General features: G+C 66.6%; 11 protein-coding genes. 6 read left to right on the top strand and 5 right to left on the bottom strand.

Annotation, left to right across the window (positions count from 1 at the left end):
• The first annotated feature begins 27 nt into the window (after positions 1-27).
• From QCE62_RS31730 to QCE62_RS31720, 3 genes are all read left to right on the top strand, one after another.
• Entirely contained in the window at positions 28-513 is a 486-nt protein-coding gene (locus QCE62_RS31730) for a nuclear transport factor 2 family protein (RefSeq protein WP_309926722.1), read from the top strand.
• On the top strand, positions 510-2,459 hold the full coding sequence (locus QCE62_RS31725; RefSeq protein WP_309926720.1) for an amylo-alpha-1,6-glucosidase: 1,950 nt from the start codon (positions 510-512) through the stop codon (positions 2,457-2,459). Before QCE62_RS31730 ends, QCE62_RS31725 begins: the two co-directional genes overlap by 4 nt.
• A gap of 119 nt (positions 2,460-2,578) precedes the next feature.
• Positions 2,579-5,317, top strand: a complete 2,739-nt coding sequence (locus tag QCE62_RS31720) for an MGH1-like glycoside hydrolase domain-containing protein (protein WP_309926719.1) — start codon at positions 2,579-2,581, stop codon at positions 5,315-5,317.
• Positions 5,318-5,450: 133 nt separating this feature from the next.
• On the opposite strand, the gene QCE62_RS31715 is transcribed toward QCE62_RS31720, so the two are convergent.
• Positions 5,451-5,639 (bottom strand): hypothetical protein, encoded by a 189-nt coding sequence (locus tag QCE62_RS31715; protein WP_309926717.1) that lies wholly within the window; start codon positions 5,637-5,639, stop codon positions 5,451-5,453.
• 65 nt (positions 5,640-5,704) lie between these two features.
• Positions 5,705-8,017, bottom strand: coding sequence for an FdhF/YdeP family oxidoreductase (locus tag QCE62_RS31710; RefSeq protein ID WP_309926715.1), 2,313 nt, complete (start codon positions 8,015-8,017; stop codon positions 5,705-5,707).
• 158 nt (positions 8,018-8,175) lie between these two features.
• Between QCE62_RS31710 and QCE62_RS31705 the strand changes: the two genes are divergently transcribed.
• Genes QCE62_RS31705 through QCE62_RS31695 form a run of 3 tightly spaced genes read left to right on the top strand, consistent with a single transcriptional unit; the run spans position 8,176 to position 11,394 of the window.
• A complete protein-coding gene (locus QCE62_RS31705; protein WP_309926714.1) occupies positions 8,176-9,615 on the top strand; it encodes a PLP-dependent aminotransferase family protein in 1,440 nt (479 codons plus the stop codon).
• Positions 9,612-9,875 carry a helix-turn-helix domain-containing protein gene (locus QCE62_RS31700; protein ID WP_309926712.1) on the top strand — a complete coding sequence of 88 codons (264 nt, stop codon included), beginning with the start codon at positions 9,612-9,614 and terminating at the stop codon, positions 9,873-9,875. The genes QCE62_RS31705 and QCE62_RS31700 overlap by 4 nt, the downstream gene beginning before the upstream one ends.
• Positions 9,876-9,930: 55 nt before the next feature.
• Positions 9,931-11,394: a PLP-dependent aminotransferase family protein gene (locus tag QCE62_RS31695; RefSeq protein WP_309926710.1), complete on the top strand. Its 1,464-nt coding sequence runs from the start codon at positions 9,931-9,933 to the stop codon at positions 11,392-11,394.
• On the opposite strand, the gene QCE62_RS31690 is transcribed toward QCE62_RS31695, so the two are convergent.
• The 3 genes from QCE62_RS31690 to QCE62_RS31680 all read right to left on the bottom strand — a co-directional run bounded on the left by QCE62_RS31690 (position 11,378) and on the right by QCE62_RS31680 (position 16,034).
• Entirely contained in the window at positions 11,378-12,250 is an 873-nt protein-coding gene (locus QCE62_RS31690; protein ID WP_309926708.1) for a hypothetical protein, read from the bottom strand. The two genes, QCE62_RS31695 and QCE62_RS31690, sit on opposite strands and share 17 nt — an antisense overlap.
• Positions 12,251-12,451: 201 nt before the next feature.
• Positions 12,452-13,600: a TAXI family TRAP transporter solute-binding subunit gene (locus QCE62_RS31685; protein WP_309820634.1), complete on the bottom strand. Its 1,149-nt coding sequence runs from the start codon at positions 13,598-13,600 to the stop codon at positions 12,452-12,454.
• Positions 13,601-13,946: 346 nt separating this feature from the next.
• Positions 13,947-16,034 (bottom strand): zinc ribbon domain-containing protein, encoded by a 2,088-nt coding sequence (locus tag QCE62_RS31680; RefSeq protein WP_309926707.1) that lies wholly within the window; start codon positions 16,032-16,034, stop codon positions 13,947-13,949.
• Between the last annotated feature and the right edge of the window lie 641 nt (positions 16,035-16,675).

The raw sequence follows: 16,675 nt of genomic DNA, 5'->3' as shown, positions 1-16,675 counted from the left end.
CAACCTCTTGCGCGCGCAACGTATCTCATGCCCCAGCCCAACAACGCCCTGATCGAACAGTTCTACACCGCGTTCCAGCGTCTCGACGCCGAAGCGATGGCCGCCTGCTACGCGCCCGACATCCTGTTCCAGGATCCCGCGTTTGGCGTACTGCGCGGCAAGGAGGCCGGCGACATGTGGCGCATGCTGCTCGGCCGGGCCGCCGACTTCTCGCTGTCCTTCGACAGCATCAAGTCCATCGGCCAGGTGGCCAGCGCGCGGGTGGTGGCGCGCTATACGTATTCCGCGACCGGCAGGCCCGTCGTCAACGAGATCCAGGCGCGCTTCGCGATCCGCGACGGGCTCATCGCCGAACACACCGACGTCTTCGATCTCTGGCGCTGGAGCCGCCAGGCACTCGGGCCGAGCGGCTGGCTGCTGGGCTGGACGCCGCAGATGCAGCACGCCATCCAGAGCCGGGCGCGCCGCACGCTGAACGACTATCGCCTGAAGTACCGCAAGGCCGCGCCATGACACGCATCGAAAGCACGGACCACGCGCCCCTCGACGACGCGCGTCTCGAAGACGAATGGCTCGAGGCGGACGCCTTCGGCGGCTTTGCATCGGGCACGGTGGGCACCGTGCGCACGCGGCGCTATCACGCGCTGCTGCTCGCGGCCACGCAGCCGCCGGCGGGACGCGTCACGCTCGTCAACGGCGTCGAGGCATGGCTCGAAGCGGACGGCCAGCGCTATCCGCTGACCATGCAGCGTTACGCGCCGGACATCCTTTATCCCGATGTCCGCGCCAGCCTGCTTTCCTTCGACACATCGCCCTGGCCTACGTGGCGCTTTCGCGTGGGCGTCGACGCGGTGATCGTGGCGGAGGTGTTCGTCGCGAAGGAGAGCCGCGCGACCGTATTGCGCTGGCGTTTCGAGGGCGCGACGCCGTCCGCCTGGCAGAACGGGAACGCGCGTCTGCACGTGCGGCCGCTGGTCTCCGGACGCGACTACCACGCGCTGCATCACGAGAATGCCGCGTTCGGCTTCGATGCCACCGTCGAGGGCGAGCGCGTGCAGTGGCGTCCGTACTGCGATCTGCCCGTCATCGATGTGAAAGCGAACGGCGAGTATGAACATGCGCCCGACTGGTATCGCAACTTCTGCTATGCCCGCGAACGCGAGCGCGGTCTGGATTTCATCGAAGATCTCGCGGCGCCGGGCGTCTTCCATTTCGACCTCGCGCACGCCGACGCCGTCATGATCCTGCACGCCCACACCGGCGCGGAGCGGCCCGACACGGAGGCCGCGCTCGCGCATGCGGCGCGTCTCGCCGCGACCGAAACGCAGCGGCGCGCGGCGTTCGGCTCGCGGCTCGCGCGCTCCGCCGACGCCTACGTGGTCAATCGCAGCGGCGGCCGCACGATCATCGCGGGCTTTCCGTGGTTCACGGACTGGGGCCGCGACACCTTCATCTCGATGCGCGGCCTGCTGCTGGCGTCGGGCCGTCACGATGAAGCCGAGTCCATCCTGCTCGAATGGGCCGGCACGATCTCCGAAGGCATGGTGCCGAACCGCTTTCCCGACAGCGGCGGCCTGCCGGAATACAACTCCGTCGATGCATCGCTGTGGTTCGTCGTCGCGGTGCAGGACTATCTCGCGACGGGCCACGCGCATGCCGCGACGGCAAGCCGCCTGCAACGCGCGGCCGGCGCGATCCTCGACGGCTATGCGCGCGGCACGCGCTTCGGCATCGCTGCCGACAGCGACGGCCTGCTGCGCGCGGGCGTGCCCGGCGTGCAGCTCACGTGGATGGATGCAAAGGCGGGCGACTGGGTCGTGACGCCGCGCATCGGCAAGCCGGTGGAGGTGCAGGCGCTGTGGATCAATGCGCTGTCGGCCGGCTCGGCGTGGAGCGCGCAATGGCAGACGCTGCGCGACCGGGCGCACAGCGCGTTCACCGCGCGCTTCGTCGATCCGGCCACGCACACGCTCTACGATGTCGTCGACGTGGACCACGAGCCCGGCAAGGTGGATCGCGCGGTGCGTCCGAACCAGATCTTCGCGGTGGGCGGGCTGCCGTTCGCGCTGGTGGACGGCGAGGTGGCGCGCGCGGTCGTCGCGCAGGTCGAAGCGCAACTGCTGACGCCGCTTGGCCTGCGCACGCTCGCGCCTTCGGACCCGGCGTACCGGCCGCATTACGCGGGCGGCGTGCTGGACCGCGACGGCGCGTATCACCAGGGCACTGTGTGGCCGTGGCTGCTGGGGCCGTTCGTCGAGGCCTGGGTGCGCGTGCATGGCGTGGCGGGCGCGCGCGAGCGCTTCCTGACGCCGCTGTATGCGCATCTCGACCGCTACGGGCTGGATCACATCAGCGAAGTCGCCGATGGCGACGCGCCGCACACGCCCGGCGGCACGCCGTTCCAGGCGTGGTCGCTGGCGGAGTTGCTGCGCATCGAGAAACGGCTCGGCACGGACTGAGCAGGGCGCGCGCGCCGCGTGCCCAAACGCGCTAAATTACGGCTCTTGCCAGAGGGTTCGCGCATGGCCTGGACAAGGTCCGGGCGAGGTTCAGCGCGCCCGCACTTCAGGAGACGTTCATGCCGAAATCGCGCCCCGTCAATCAGATCGACACCGTCGAGGGCTCACGGCTCCATTCGGCCGATTGCGCGCACTGGCAGCGCTGGGGACCGTACCTGAGCGAGCGTCAATGGGGCACGGTGCGCGAGGACTACAGCGAGTTCGGCACCGCCTGGGAATACTTTCCCCACGATCACGCGCGCAGCCGCGCCTACCGCTGGGGCGAGGACGGTCTCGCCGGGTTCGGCGACGACAAGCTCAACTGGTGCGTGTCTTTGGCGCTGTGGAACGGCGCGGACCCGATCATCAAGGAGCGGCTCTTCGGTCTGACGAACCAGGAGGGCAATCACGGCGAAGACGTCAAGGAGCTGTACTTCTACCTCGACGGCACGCCGACCCATTCCTACATGCGCATGCTCTACAAGTATCCGCATGCGGCATTTCCCTACGCCGATCTCGTCGATGAAAACGGCCGGCGCAGCGCGGAAGTCCCCGAGTACGAAGTGCTCGACACCGGCGTCTTCGACGGCGAGCGCTACTTCGACGTGCAGGTCGAATACGCGAAGCACACGCCCGACGACATCGTGATGCGCGTGACCGTCGAGAATCGCGGCGCGGTGGCAGCCGCGCTCGACGTGCTGCCGCAGATCTGGGCGCGCAACAGCTGGTCGTGGCGGCCGACGCCTGTGAAGCCGTCGCTCACGCAGGAGACGGTGGAGGGCCAAGGCACCTATGTGCTCGCCGAACAGACCGGCCACGAGCCGATGGTGGTGACGGCGTGGTCGGCGGACGACGCGGCGGTGGACTGGCTCTTCTGCGAAAACGAAACCAATGTCCGGCGCCTGCACGGCATGGACGGCGAAGGGCCGTTCAAGGACGGCTTCAACGATTACCTGGTGAACGGCGACGAGACCGCCATCCGCCGCGCCTCCGGCACGCGCGCCGCGGCTCATGTGCATCTCGCGCTGGAGCCGCACGGCCGCGCAGTGGTCTATCTGCGCTGGCGGCCCGAATCGGCGCCCGATGCCGTGCCGCTCGACGCGGATGCGTTGTTCGAGCGCCGCATCGCCGAAGCGGACGAGTTCTATGGCGCGCTCCAGCACGACATCGCCGGCGTGGATCAGCGGCTCGTGCAGCGGCAGGCGCTGGCCGGCATGCTGTGGTCGAAGCAGTACTACCAGTTCGACGTCACCCGCTGGCTCGACGGCGATCCCTTGCAGCCCACGCCGCCGAAACAGCGGCGCTTCGGGCGCAACGTGGACTGGCGGCACCTGTGCAATGCGGACATCGTGTCGATGCCGGACAAGTGGGAATACCCGTGGTATGCGTCGTGGGATCTCGCGTTCCATGCAGCGGCCTTCGCGCTGATCGATCCGGAATTCGCCAAGCGGCAATTGCTGCTGCTCGTGAAAGACCGCTATCAGCATCCGAACGGACAACTGCCCGCCTACGAATGGGCCTTCGGCGACGCCAATCCGCCCGTGCATGCGTGGGCCACGTGGCGGGTCTACGAGATCGACCGCGCGATCACCGGCAAGAGCGACCGCGACTTCCTCGAACTCGTGTTCCACAAGCTGCTGCTGAACTTCTCGTGGTGGGTCAACCGCAAGGACGCCGACGGCAAGAACATCTTCCAGGGCGGCTTTCTCGGGCTGGACAACATCGGCATCTTCGACCGCTCGTCGCCGCTGCCGACCGGCGGTCACATCGACCAGGCCGACGGCACCGCGTGGATGGCCGCCTATGCGCTCGACCTGATGCGCATCGCGCTCGAACTCGCGTATGCGAACAAGGTGTTCATCGACATCGCGGTGAAGTTCTTCGAGCACTTCCTGTACATCGCCGAGGCCGTGAGCTGCGAGGACGATTGCGATACCGGCCTGTGGGACATGGAAGACGAGTTCTTCTACGACAAGCTGCGCCTGCCGGACGGCAGTAACGTGCCGATGCGCATCCGCTCGATCGTCGGGCTGAGTCCGCTGTTTGCCGTGCATGTGCTGGAGCCGCGCGTGCACGGCTCGCTGCCGGGACTGCGCGACCGCATGCACTGGTTCCTCGAACATCGTCCGGATCTGGCAAAGCTCGTGTCGCGCTGGAATATCGCGGGGCGCGGCAACAGCGTGCTGCTGTCCCTGCTGCGGGGGCATCGCATGAAGGCGCTGCTCAAGCGCATGCTCGATGAAACCGAGTTCCTCTCGGACCACGGCGTGCGGGCATTGTCGCGCGTCCATCTCGACAACCCGTTCGTCTTCTATCACAACAGCGAAAGCTTCAGCATCCGCTATCTGCCGGGCGAGTCGGACTCGCGCGTGTTCGGCGGCAATTCGAACTGGCGAGGCCCGGTGTGGATGCCGGTCAACTTCCTGCTCATCGAATCGATCCGCGAGTTTCACCGCTATTACGGCGACGACTTCCGCGTCGAATATCCGACCGGGTCAGGCCAGAAGTTTTCGCTCGCGCAGATCGCCGATGAACTCGCGCGCCGCGTCAGCACGCTGTTCCTGCTCGATGCAAACGGCGAGCGTCCCGTGATGCGCGCCTATCCGCAATTGCAGGCAGACCCGCGTTCGCGTGACCTCGTGCTGTTCCACGAATACTTTCATGGCGACAACGGGCGCGGCGTCGGCGCCTCGCATCAGACGGGCTGGAGCGGGCTCGTTGCGTTGCTGTTGCATCCGCATGCGTCGGGGCCGTCGGGCGTCGTGCCGCTCGCCGGCGAAGCCGATGCCGAAGTCCAGGAGTTCGCCGGCGCCAAGTAAAGCGGCGCGCGGCGGTTTCGGAATCGTCCGATGGTGGCGGGTTCTCCGTTTTCGTATGGTTGCTTCGAAACAATCGAAGCGAGACCACGGAGAAAATGATGAGTCATGCCATCAACCGGCACTCCGTGAGCGGCTACCGCCAGCGGCTGGGCGCCTGGAGCCAGGTCAGGATCGAACATGAGCATTGCCCGCCGTTTGCCATCGTGATGACGGTGTTCGGCTCGGCCATGGCCGGCATCGTGTGGTTCAGCGGCAGGCTCCATAGTTTCGCCGGCGGCTGGATTGTCGGCCTGACGATCTTCGCCGCACTGGGCGGGTTCATCCACTGCCGTTTCAGTGGCGCGCGGGCGTTCGAGCGGCGCATCCGCCAGCGCCGGCGCGCATGGCTCAAGCAGCCATCGCAGCGACAGAGCGGCTCAGCAGCACCGGAATGGACTTCGAGGTCGGCGTGCCCGCGCCATCCGCGACGGAAGACAGCGGCACGAGCGGATTCGTCTCCGGGTAATACGCACCGAGACAGCCGCGCGGAATGTCGTATTCCACCAGGGTGAAGCCGTTCACGCGGCGCTCCACGCCGTCGTCCCACACGCTCGTGATGTCCACCCGCTCGCCCGGCTCGAAGCCGAGCAGGTCGATGTCCTCGCGGTTCGCGAACAACACGTGACGCTGTCCGTACACGCCGCGGTAACGGTCGTCGAGGCCGTAGATGGTCGTGTTGTACTGGTCGTGCGAACGAGTGGTCATCAGCGTCATCAGGCGCTCGCCGTGACGCGCGCGGGCCCGGTGAATCGGCGTGTCGTGCGCAATGGCATGCACGATGAACTGCGCCTTGCCGCTCGGCGTCTTCCACACCCGCTCGCGCGAGGCCACGCCCAGATGGAAGCCGCCCGGTTGCTTGAGGCGCTCGTTGTAGCGCCCGAAGCCGTCGATCACCTTTTCGATGCCGTCGCGGATCAGCGCGTAGTTGCCCGCCTGCGCGAGCCAGTCCACCTTGCTTGAACCCAGTGTCGCCTGCGCCATGCGCGCGACGATCGCCACTTCCGAAAGCAGGTTCGGCGAGGCCGGCTTGTTCATGCCGTACGAGATGTGCACCATGCTCATCGAGTCCTCCACGGACACGCCTTGCGGCACGCCGTTCTGCAGGTCGATTTCGGTGCGGCCGAGCGTCGGCAGGATCAGTGCGTCGTGGCCGTGCACCAGATGGCTGCGGTTGAGCTTGGTCGTGATGTGCACGGTGAGGTCGCATGCGCGCATCGCTTCCCAGGTGCGCGGCGTGTCGGGCGTCGCGATCGAGAAATTGCCGCCCAGCCCGATGAACACCTTCACCTTGCCTTCGAGCATCGCGTGGATGGTTTCGACCACGTCATATCCATGCTCGCGCGGCGGCTCGAAGTCATAGGCCGCGCCGAGCCGGTCGAGAAAGGCCTGGGTCGGCTTTTCTTCGATGCCCACGGTCCGGTCGCCCTGCACGTTCGAGTGGCCGCGCACCGGGCACAGTCCCGCGCCGCGCCGGCCGATATTGCCGCGCATCATCATCAGGTTCGACAGCAGCTGGATGGTCGGCACCGAGTTCTTGTGCTGCGTGAGGCCCATGCCCCACGTCGAGATGACGGCGCGGCCCTTCACGTAGATATCGGCGAGATTCAGCAGGTCGTCGCGCTCGACGCCCGATTCCGCGAGGATCGCGTCCCAGCTTTCGGCGCGCAGGTCGTCGGCGAAGGCGTCGAAGTTCACCGTGTGCTCCGCGATGAACGCGACATCCAGGACGCGCTCGCCGCCGTTCGCCACGGCCGCATCGTCCAGTTCGATCACGCGCTTCGCCACGCCCTTGATGAGCGCGAAGTCGCCGCCCACCTTCGGGCGGATGAACACCGAACTGATCTTCACGCCCTTCGGCGACAGCATGTCGAGCGTGTGCTGCGGGCTCGCGAAACGCTCGAGACCGCGCTCCTTCAGCGGGTTGATCGACACGATGGTCGCGCCGCGCTTCGCACACTCGCGCAGTTCGCCGAGCATGCGCGGATGGTTCGTCGCGGGATTCTGGCCGAACAGCAGCAGCGTGTCGGCGTGCTCGAAGTCGTCGAGCGTGACCGTGCCCTTGCCGACGCCCACCGTATGCGGCAGGCCGCGGCTCGTCGCCTCGTGGCACATGTTCGAGCAGTCGGGAAAGTTGTTGGTGCCGTACATGCGCACGAACAACTGATACAGGAATGCGGCTTCGTTGCTCGCGCGGCCCGAGGTATAGAAGGCGGCGCGGTCGGGATCGTCGAGCTGCTTCAGGTGCGACGCGATCAGCTCGAACGCATCGTTCCATTCGATCGGCACGTAACGGTCGCGCTTCGCGTCGTAGACGAGCGGGTCGGTCAGACGGCCGTGTTGTTCCAGTTCATAGTCGGTCTGCGCCATCAGCGCGCTCACCGTGTGCTGCTCGAAGAACGCAGGCGTCACGCGCTTGCTGGTCGCTTCGGCGGCGACGGCCTTCACGCCGTTTTCGCAGAACTCGAAGGTCGAGCCGTGCTCGCGGTCGGGCCACGCGCAGCCGGGACAATCGAAGCCGTCGGGCTGGTTCTGCTTGAAGAGCGTCCGGTAGTTCCCGCCCGCCACGCGCTCCTTGACGAGGTTGATGGCGACCTGCTTCAACGCGCCCCAGCCCGCGGCCGGGTGCGTATAAGGTTCGATGCGGGCTTCGGGCTTCTTCATGGCGTTCGGATCAGGCAGAGCGTGCAATGAGAGGAGCCTACTGTGTCCCGAAACGAACGCGGCGCACAGAAAAAGCGAAATTCGAGGGATACAGTTGCGGCGTTTTGCCCTAGACTGCACAGTCAGGCCCGCCGAGAAGTCTCCAGGGAAAGCATCCATTGAAACTTTACGAAAAGCTTGCCGACGAAATCGAGGAAGCCGTGCGCCGCGGCGTGTTCGCGGCGGGGGAGAAGATCGCGTCGGTGCGGCAGGCGAGCCAGCAGCACGGCGTGAGCATCAAGACGGTGCTGCACGCCTACGCAATCCTCGAAAGCCGCGGCGTGCTGGAGACGCGGCCGCAGTCCGGCTATTTCGTGCGCGCGAAACCGCCGGCGGGCGTGGCCCAGGCCGCGCCGAAGCGGGTGAGCGCCACGGCATCGGAGGTGGACGTGAGCCGGCTGGTGCTGTCGACGCTGCGCAGCATCCGCGCGCACGACGCCGTGCCGTTCGGCTCGCCGTATCCGGATCCCGAGCCGTTTCCCTGGCGGCGCATCAACCAGTACGCGAACGCCATCGCGCGGCGGCATTCGAGCTGGAACCTGATCGACGACCTGCCGCCCGGCAATCCCGAGCTGATCCGGCAGATTGCGCGGCGTTACGCGGAGAACGGCGTGCCGGTGAATCCGGAGGAGATCGTGATCACCGTCGGGGCGACCGAGGCGATCAACCTGAGCCTGCAGGCGGTCGCCAGGCCGGGCGATACGGTCGCGGTCGAGTCGCCCACGTATTACGCGATGCTGCATGCGATCGAGCGGCTCGGCATGCGCGCGATCGAAGTGCCGACGCATCCCGTCGACGGCATCGATGTCGAGGCGCTCGCGCAGATCATCGCGAAGCGCAAGATTGCCGCGTGCATGGTGATGCCGAACTTCCAGAATCCGCTCGGCTTCCAGATGCCCGACGAACGCAAGCGCGCGCTCGTGGAACTGCTCACGGAGCACGATATTCCCGTCATCGAGAACGATGTCTATCACGAGCTCTACTACGGCGACACGCGCCCGACGACCCTCAAGAACTTCGACACCAAGGGCCTCGTGCTGCATTGCGCGTCGTTCTCGAAGAGCCTGACGGCGTCGTACCGGATCGGCTGGGCGATGCCGGGGCGCTACCGGGCGCAGGTCGAGAAGCTCAAGTTCCTCAACACGCTGACGACGCCGTCCGTGCCGCAGATCGCCATCGCCGATTATCTGCGCCAGGACGGCTACGACCGGCATCTGCGGCGCGTGCGGCGGCTCTACCGGCAGCAGGCGCGCATCATGACCGCGCTGGTCGAGCGCGTCTTTCCGGCGGGCACGCGTACCTCGGCGCCGCAGGGCGGCTATGTACTGTGGGTGGAACTGCCGGAACACGTCGATTCGATGCGGCTTTATCGCGCGGCGCTCGATTGCGGCATCACGGTCGGGCCGGGTTACATGTTCTCGACGCGCAATGCCTTCAGCCATTACATCCGGCTCAACTACAGCTATCCGTGGACGGCGCAAAGCGAAGCCGCGTTGCGGCGGCTGGGCGCGCTGGCGGGCGAGATTGCCGCGCGCAGGGAGAAGGGAGACAGAAGATGAGCGATGACATCGATCCGGCGCTGGTCGCCGTGCTGGAACAACTGTGGCGCGCGCGGGAAGGGTCGCCGCAGCGGGCCTGGTCGCTGGCGAAACTGGCGAAGCAGTCCGGTCTGCCGATGAGCACGCTCAGGCGTCAGCTGACCGGGCTCGAAGACGCCGGGCTGGTGCAGGTGACGATCAACGAGGACGGCACCGGCAGCGCGTGGCTCAGCGAGCAGGGCGAGACCTTGTGCCAGGCGGTGTTCGGCGCGGCGGGATAAGCCGGTCAGCGCGTTCGTCGCAAGCCCATTCAACACCGCGCGTACTCTCGAAACCGTGGACATCCATATCACGCTGCACGGCCGTCGCGACCTCACCGGCCAGATCTATGCGCAACTGCGCGCGGGCATCGTCGAAGGGCGCCTCGCCGCGCATGCACGCCTGCCTTCCACGCGTAATCTCGCCGCCCAGCTCGGCGTGTCGCGCAAGACCACGCTCGACGTCTTCGAGCGCCTGATCGCCGAGGGCTTCCTGCGCACGCGCGCGGGCGACGGCACCTTCGTCGCCGATGGCCTCGCGCGTTTGCCCGGCGCGCGCGCCGAACCGCAGTCGGCCCGTGCGCGTGCCGCCGGCATCTGGCGCCAGCTGCCCGAGCGCATGACCATGCCGATGCCGCCCGCCGGCGAACCGCTCGATTGCGACTTCAAGGGCGGCGTGACCGACCGGACGCTGTTTCCGCACGACGCGTGGCGCCGCTGCGTCAACCGCGCGCTGCGCACGCAGGCGCGCGCGGACGGCGGCGTGGCGGGCTATCGCGACCCGGGCGGCGAGCAGGAACTGCGGCTGGGCATCGCGCGCTATCTCGCGTTCAGCCGCGCGGTGACCTGCAACTGGCAGGACGTGCTGGTCACGCAGGGCGCGCAACAGGCGCTCGATCTGCTGGCGCGCGTCGTGATCCGTCCGGGCGATGTCGTCGCCGTCGAGGAGCCCGGTTATCCGCCGGCACGCGCCTTGTTTGCGTCGATGGGCGCGCGGCTCGCGCACGTGCCGGTGGACGGCGAGGGCATCGTCGTGAGCAGGCTGCCGCGCAACACGCGGCTTGTCTACGTGACGCCGTCGCACCAGTTCCCGCTCGGCATGCCGATGAGTCTCGAACGGCGCGTCGCGTTGCTCGAATGGGCGGCGCGGCGAGGAGCGGTGATCGTCGAGGACGACTACGACGGCGAATTCCGCTTCGAGGGACGGCCGATGGAGTCGCTGAAGAGTCTGGATCACGCGGGCGTCGTGGCGTATGTCGGGACGTTCTCGAAGACGCTGTTTCCCGATCTCAGGCTGGGCTATGTGGTGCCGCCGCCGAGCCTGTCCGTGCCGCTATGGCAGGCCCGGCAAATCTGCGACTGGCACGGCTGCATGCTGACGCAGACGGCGCTCGGCGCCTTCATGCTCGACGGCGAATTCGCGCGGCATCTGCGGCGCATGCACAAGGCCTATGCGGGGCGGCGCGCCCGGTTACTCGCGCATCTGAACGGCGCGCTTGCGCCATGGTTCGAGCCGCTGCCGGCGTCGGCGGGCATTCATCTGGTCGCGCGGCTCAAGGCGCCGGGGCGCGAGGACGAGATCGTCGCGGCGGCGCGGGGCGTGTCGGTGGGAGTTGCCGGGATACGCAGGTTTTATGCAGGCCAGCCGACGCAGCAAGGCGTGCTGCTCGGTTATGGCGGAACGGCGGAAGCGGTCATCGAAGAAGGCATGACGCGGCTCGCGGCGTTGTTGAGCGCCGGAAGAGTCAATCGACGTTCGTGACCATGTCGGGGATTTCGAGCAATGGAAAGTCGCCCAGGTTTTCCTGCGCCAGCCGTATGGCTTCGGCGATGAGCGCCTCCTTGTTCGCATTCGGAAAAGCGGCCTTGCTCTCGCCCCGGGCCCGAAAGATCGCCGCGATTTCGACCGGCCCGGTCTTGATGAGCCTTTCGCCGTCGAAGGCGCCGCGCTGGATGAAGACATCGGGCCGCGTCATCACGATGACTTCGTTGTGTTCCTGATGGAGCCTTTTAGTGCTTGCGAGTACTTCCTCGGGCGAAATGATCGGATACCGGTCCGCCTGATCGAGAATGTGCCGCATCAGAAGGCCGTTGCGCCCATGAGCGGGCATCGCCTGGATTCGGGCGGCCTGACTCGGGATCAGCCAGTTTTTCTGACGATCGAGATTGCCTTTGTTGCCATCGAAATCCATGTCCTTGAACGACGTCAGCAGAATGTTCTGCTTCGGAGCGCGCAACACGACGCCCACCGTCGCATAGGTGAAGCGGTTGTTTTCGTCGATGACGCTGGCGCTGATCGTGTCCCACTGATTCAGCGCCTTTGTACCCTCGCGGAACAGCTGCATGCCGTTCTCGCGTTCGAGTTCGCCGCAGTTGACGGTGTGCACGAGCAGGCGGAACGCAGCGTAATCGCTGTTTGCAAGGGTTGCGGGATCAGAAAATGCCGATTCGTCCCACGCGTCCACACTAGCCGATGAAACGCCGGGCAAAGGCTGGGTATGGGTGCGCTGGATTTGCGGCTCGAGCTGGCTTCTACGCGTGCGCTCTCCGGGCGCGGCAGCCTTCTTCTTGCGAAACGAGGCGCGGCACAGCGGCGCGCAATACTGGGATCTGGGCACGGTCACGGCTCCTTCGGGTCATCGCCGACCCGTAGGCAGGTTTTAACTCGAAACCGTGTCTCAAAAAACGCTTTTCTTGTCGATGCGGACGCACCACCGCGACTGTTTCCGTTACACGGCATGCATCCGCGGATCATTCCACTCGCGCTGCCGGCCACGCGCGTCGATCACGGTGGCCGGTCCGGTTCGCGTAACAACGAATCACTGATCGCACAACAAGAGCAACTTCTCCTGCGCCGAACACGTCGCCTTCTTCACACGCTGCATCGCGCCATCCTGCTGACGGGCCGACACCTGCCGCGTCGGGTTCTGCGACTGCTCCGCCGCCGCCGTGCGTTGCGCGATGCAGGCGCGCAGGTGCTTTTCCATCGGCGGATAGTATTTCCAGCCGCGGGTGAGCGGCGGCAGTTCGAGATGCACCTGCTTCCACTTCGGATGCCCTTGCGCCTGCAGCGTGTCGAAGTTGGTGCACAGCGAATCCGCGAACTTCGACAGCGCGCCCACCGTGCCCTTCAGACCGTAGTCGTAGGTCACGAGGAAGGCCTTGACGGTGAGCGTCGGCGTGTCTTCCTGAATCCAGTTCGGATAACTGGACGTGCGGATCGTGGCCGGGAAGTAGGTCTGTTTCGCGCGGGCGGTTTCGGGTGCGCTGGCATCGAGGCGCAGCAGCTTGATCTGCTTCAGCAGTTCCGGATTCATGTCCTGGAACAGCTTGGCCGGCTGGCCCGCGACGATCACCGCCACATCGATCTTGCCGACGATCAGCTTCGCAAGCGAATCCTCGTTGTTGAGATGCTGCTCGTTGGCGTCGGCGATCGGTTCGCCGAACATCAGCCGGTACAGCGTTTCGGCCGACTGCGCCGTGCCGCTGCCGATCGGCCCGACGCTGATGTTCTTGCCCTTGATTTCCTGGATGTTCTTCATCGGCGAATCGGCGCGCGCGACGAAATAGATCTCCTCGTCGTAGAGCGGCATGATGAGCCGCAGCGGCTTGATGATCTTGCCGGCTTCCGCGTTGCCGGAGGTCGCCATGTCCATGTATGCCTGATACACGTCCGACTGCACCAGCGCGAACTTCACGCCCGGCTCATAACGCATGCGCTGGACGTTTTCGGCGGAGCCCTTCGACGGCAGCACGTCGAGCTCGATGCCCGCCGGTTCGGCCACAAATTTCGACAGATCCTGTCCGATCTGGATATAGGTGCCGCGCTCCTGACCTGTGGTGATCTTGTAGGGAATCGGATCGGCTGCGAAGCTGAGCGGTGCGCCGGCGAACCCGGTGATCCCCGTGACGGCGACGAGCGCAAGCAGGCCCCGTGCGGCATTGCTCATGCGTTGTTTGATGAACATGATTGTCCCTTGGTCGGAGTTGGACGTCTGCTCTGAAACTCGCGCGTTGCCGGTACAGGAGAAGGTGGCGTACGGTTGGCGCGCAATCCGGTCGTGCGTGGTCACTCACATGCGGCCCAAGGCGCGTTGCGCGAAAGGCGGTGTGTGCCATGCGTCGTCGTTGTCGGTGCTTTCGGTGCTGTCTCTGCTGTTTTTTTGCTGCTTTTTTGCTGCTGCCGCTGTCTCTGCTCGTTCTTGTTCTGCTTGTTTTGCGTGCTCTGCTTGTTTTCGTCGTGGCGCTCGTGATTCTTTTTCTTGTGCGCGGGTCAGGCTTGCTGCTTTTTGTCGTCCGTCGCTTGCTGATCGCTTATTGCGAAGGCTTCTGGCTTCGGCTCGAGTCGCCGTTGCTGCTCCAGCCATACTGCTTGATGGCGCGTTCGAGCTCCTCGGATTTGTCGGAGTCGAGATGCGCGCCCGCCGGCATCGGCGCAAATTGCGGCGAGGCCGCGGTCGCAGCGGACTGCGCACTGCGCGTCGAGACGGCCGGCGTCGTCGCGGGGCTTACGGTCGCGGCCGCTGGCGTCCCCGTCGCCGCCGTTGCCGTTGCCGCGGCGGCCGCCGCGCGCGGCGCGACGACGTTCGGCATGGGCTGCGCGACCGCCGCCGGCGGCTTCGGCGCGGCGGCCGTGGTGGCCGCCGGTGTTGTCGCGGCTGTCGTGGGAACGGTGAGAGCGGATGGCTCGATCGAACTGCTCTGTCCCGTTGATTGCGGCGGCCGCGGCACCGCCGATCGCACGGCGGGCGCTGCCTGCTGCGGCGGGTCCTCGCCGAGGTAGTAGGGCGTGCGCGGATTCGCGGCGCGCGTGGCGGGCTGGGCGGACGGCGCGGAGGACTTCGGCTCTTCTTCGCCGAGATAATAAGGCGCGCGCGGCGCGGCAGCCTGTGCGGCTGGAGCCGGGGCTTTGACGGCCGGCTGTGCCTGCGTTGCTGACTGGGTTGGCGCGGGCGCCTGCGTCGCTGCCTGCGCGGCCGGAGCCGGCATGGTTCTGACAGCCGGCTGCGCGGGCGGTTGTGCAGCAGCCTGCGTTTGCGCGGGCGCCTGCACCTGTGCCGGAGGCGCCACAACCGCAGGAGCGGGCACCTTCGTGACAACCGAGGGCGACGGCGCGACCGTCGCCGCCGTGATCGCATTGGTCGCGACTTGGGCGCGGGCAATTTTCTCCGCACGCGAATCGTAAGCGGCGTCGGCGCGCGCCTCTTCCGCCGCCGCGCGCGCGGCCGCGCTGCGTTGCGCCGCGCGCTGCCGCTCGGCCGCTCTCTGCGCGGCGCTGTTCGGCTTCGCCGCAGGGGCCGCTGCTGCAACGTTTGCCTGCGCAGGAGCGCCGACAGCCGGCTTCGGCGTCGTGTTCGCGGCGTTCGCGGAGGGCGCGGGAGCGGTGGCGTCGGCCGTGGGACCCGACGGCGTCTTCTTCGCCAGCGCCGCCGATGCGCTCGGCGCCAGCCAGCCCGCATGCGAGATCACATGTTCCAGCATGGCCTGCGATTCGACGTTGCCGCCATCGAGCGCGAGGGCCTCACCCGCGTTCTGCTGCACGCACGCCCATGCGGACGTGCGTTCGCAGGCGCGCGCCAGTTGCAGCGCGGCGTCGCGCTGCAGTTCGCGCTTGACCAGTTCGTCCTTGAGCGTTTCATACTCCTCGCGCGCCTGCTGCTGCGCGGGAAGCGCCTTGAGACGCGCGCGGGCCGCGCCGAGATCGTGCTGGTCGAGGGCGGTGCGCACGCTGCTCAGCGGATCGCCGGAAGCCAGCGCGCGGGGCTCGGCCGGCGCGCGCCGGGCAGGCGTGATGGAATTGTTAGCCGGGTTGCCCGTGTCGATTGCGCCGCGCACCAGCGGACCGACCTTCGAATCGATGGCGCCGGAGACGCTGTGATCGGCGGAGGCGGCATTGTCGCCGTCGGAGTTGCCGGACTGTTGCAGATAGAACGCCGCGCCAGCCAGCAGCACGACGCCGCATGCCGCCGCGATGAATGTCTTGTTGCGGCTCCAGCGGTCGGAACCGGGCAGGGCGTCGGGGTCGTTGCTGGAGTCGGCGTAGGCGCTGCGGGCGTGCATTTCCGCGCGCCGCGCGCGGTATTCCGCCGCTTTCTGCGCGATGCGTTCGCTCGCGCGCTTGGCGTCCCAGGCCGGCCAGCCGGGCCGCAGCGAGGGTTCGGCACGGTCTCCACCGCCGAGGGACGCGCCCGCCGAAGCGGACGCCGCGGCAGAGGCCGAAGCCGTCTGCTCGAACATGCCGGTGTTGGCCGAAGCCGGGGCGGCGGCGCGCCTTGCGCCGAGCGCGGCGGTGCGGTCCGCGCCGCAATTGGGACAGCTGTCGGCGTTCTTGCGCATCGTGCTGCCGCACCGCTGGCAGACGACGGAGAACATCGATGCAGGAAACGTCAAACGCGTGGTCATGCTTGAAGCCCTCGAAGGACATGTGCGTGAGGTTGCCTGTTCGCGTGGCCGCCGGATGCGCGCTTGAGCGGCATCTGAACATCGGGACGAAGTCCCGCAGCAGCAATCCTTCGTACGGTTTCCTCGCGTGGCATACCGCGAGTGGAAACGTCAGCCCGAATATGGTTCAACCGCTTTCGGACGTCAATTGCCTTTCGCACCTATCTCGGGCCGCCGAAACCTGCATGACTCACGCGGCAGAACGGCCGGCTGGCCGTCTCGCCACCTCGTATCGTGCCCGGACACGTCACACGTGCCCGGCACATGGCCCGGATATGGATGTGAAAGCGTCGGATCGCTACGGATGGGCGGCGCCGGAGCAGGCATCGCGCGATACGTCTCGCTCTCTCGCTCACTATGTTTCTGACATTTTGGGATCGGCCCGGCGGTTTTGAGCCGCCATTCCTTAGCCGTTTGCCGACAAGGGGGCGTGACTGAAGGATAAACCACTGATGGCAAAGCAAATCGCGCATGTCATGGCTGGCGACATCTGAAACGTCTTGTTGCATCTCGCCGACGCATCGCTCAAGCCCCTTGAGATCCAGGCGAAAAACAGCTTTCTCAGGGTTCCGAAGCATCGTCCGGAAGGCGATCGTTATTGC

The organism is Caballeronia sp. LZ033 (assembly GCF_031451265.1).
In the GTDB taxonomy this organism is placed as follows: Bacteria; Pseudomonadota; Gammaproteobacteria; order Burkholderiales; family Burkholderiaceae; genus Caballeronia.
This window is presented reverse-complemented; position numbering and strand designations above follow the sequence as displayed.

Bases quoted from the DNA above. Each gene is read 5' to 3' on its own strand.
- QCE62_RS31710 (WP_309926715.1), bottom strand. From the start codon at position 8,017: ATGAAGAAGCCCGAAGCCCGCATCGAACCTTATACGCACCCGGCCGCG.
- QCE62_RS31685 (WP_309820634.1), bottom strand. From the start codon at position 13,600: ATGTTCATCAAACAACGCATGAGCAATGCCGCACGGGGCCTGCTTGCG.
- QCE62_RS31720 (WP_309926719.1), top strand. From the start codon at position 2,579: ATGCCGAAATCGCGCCCCGTCAATCAGATCGACACCGTCGAGGGCTCA.
- QCE62_RS31680 (WP_309926707.1), bottom strand. From the start codon at position 16,034: ATGACCACGCGTTTGACGTTTCCTGCATCGATGTTCTCCGTCGTCTGC.
- QCE62_RS31700 (WP_309926712.1), top strand. From the start codon at position 9,612: ATGAGCGATGACATCGATCCGGCGCTGGTCGCCGTGCTGGAACAACTG.
- QCE62_RS31730 (WP_309926722.1), top strand. From the start codon at position 28: ATGCCCCAGCCCAACAACGCCCTGATCGAACAGTTCTACACCGCGTTC.
- QCE62_RS31725 (WP_309926720.1), top strand. From the start codon at position 510: ATGACACGCATCGAAAGCACGGACCACGCGCCCCTCGACGACGCGCGT.
- QCE62_RS31715 (WP_309926717.1), bottom strand. From the start codon at position 5,639: ATGAACCCGCCCAGTGCGGCGAAGATCGTCAGGCCGACAATCCAGCCG.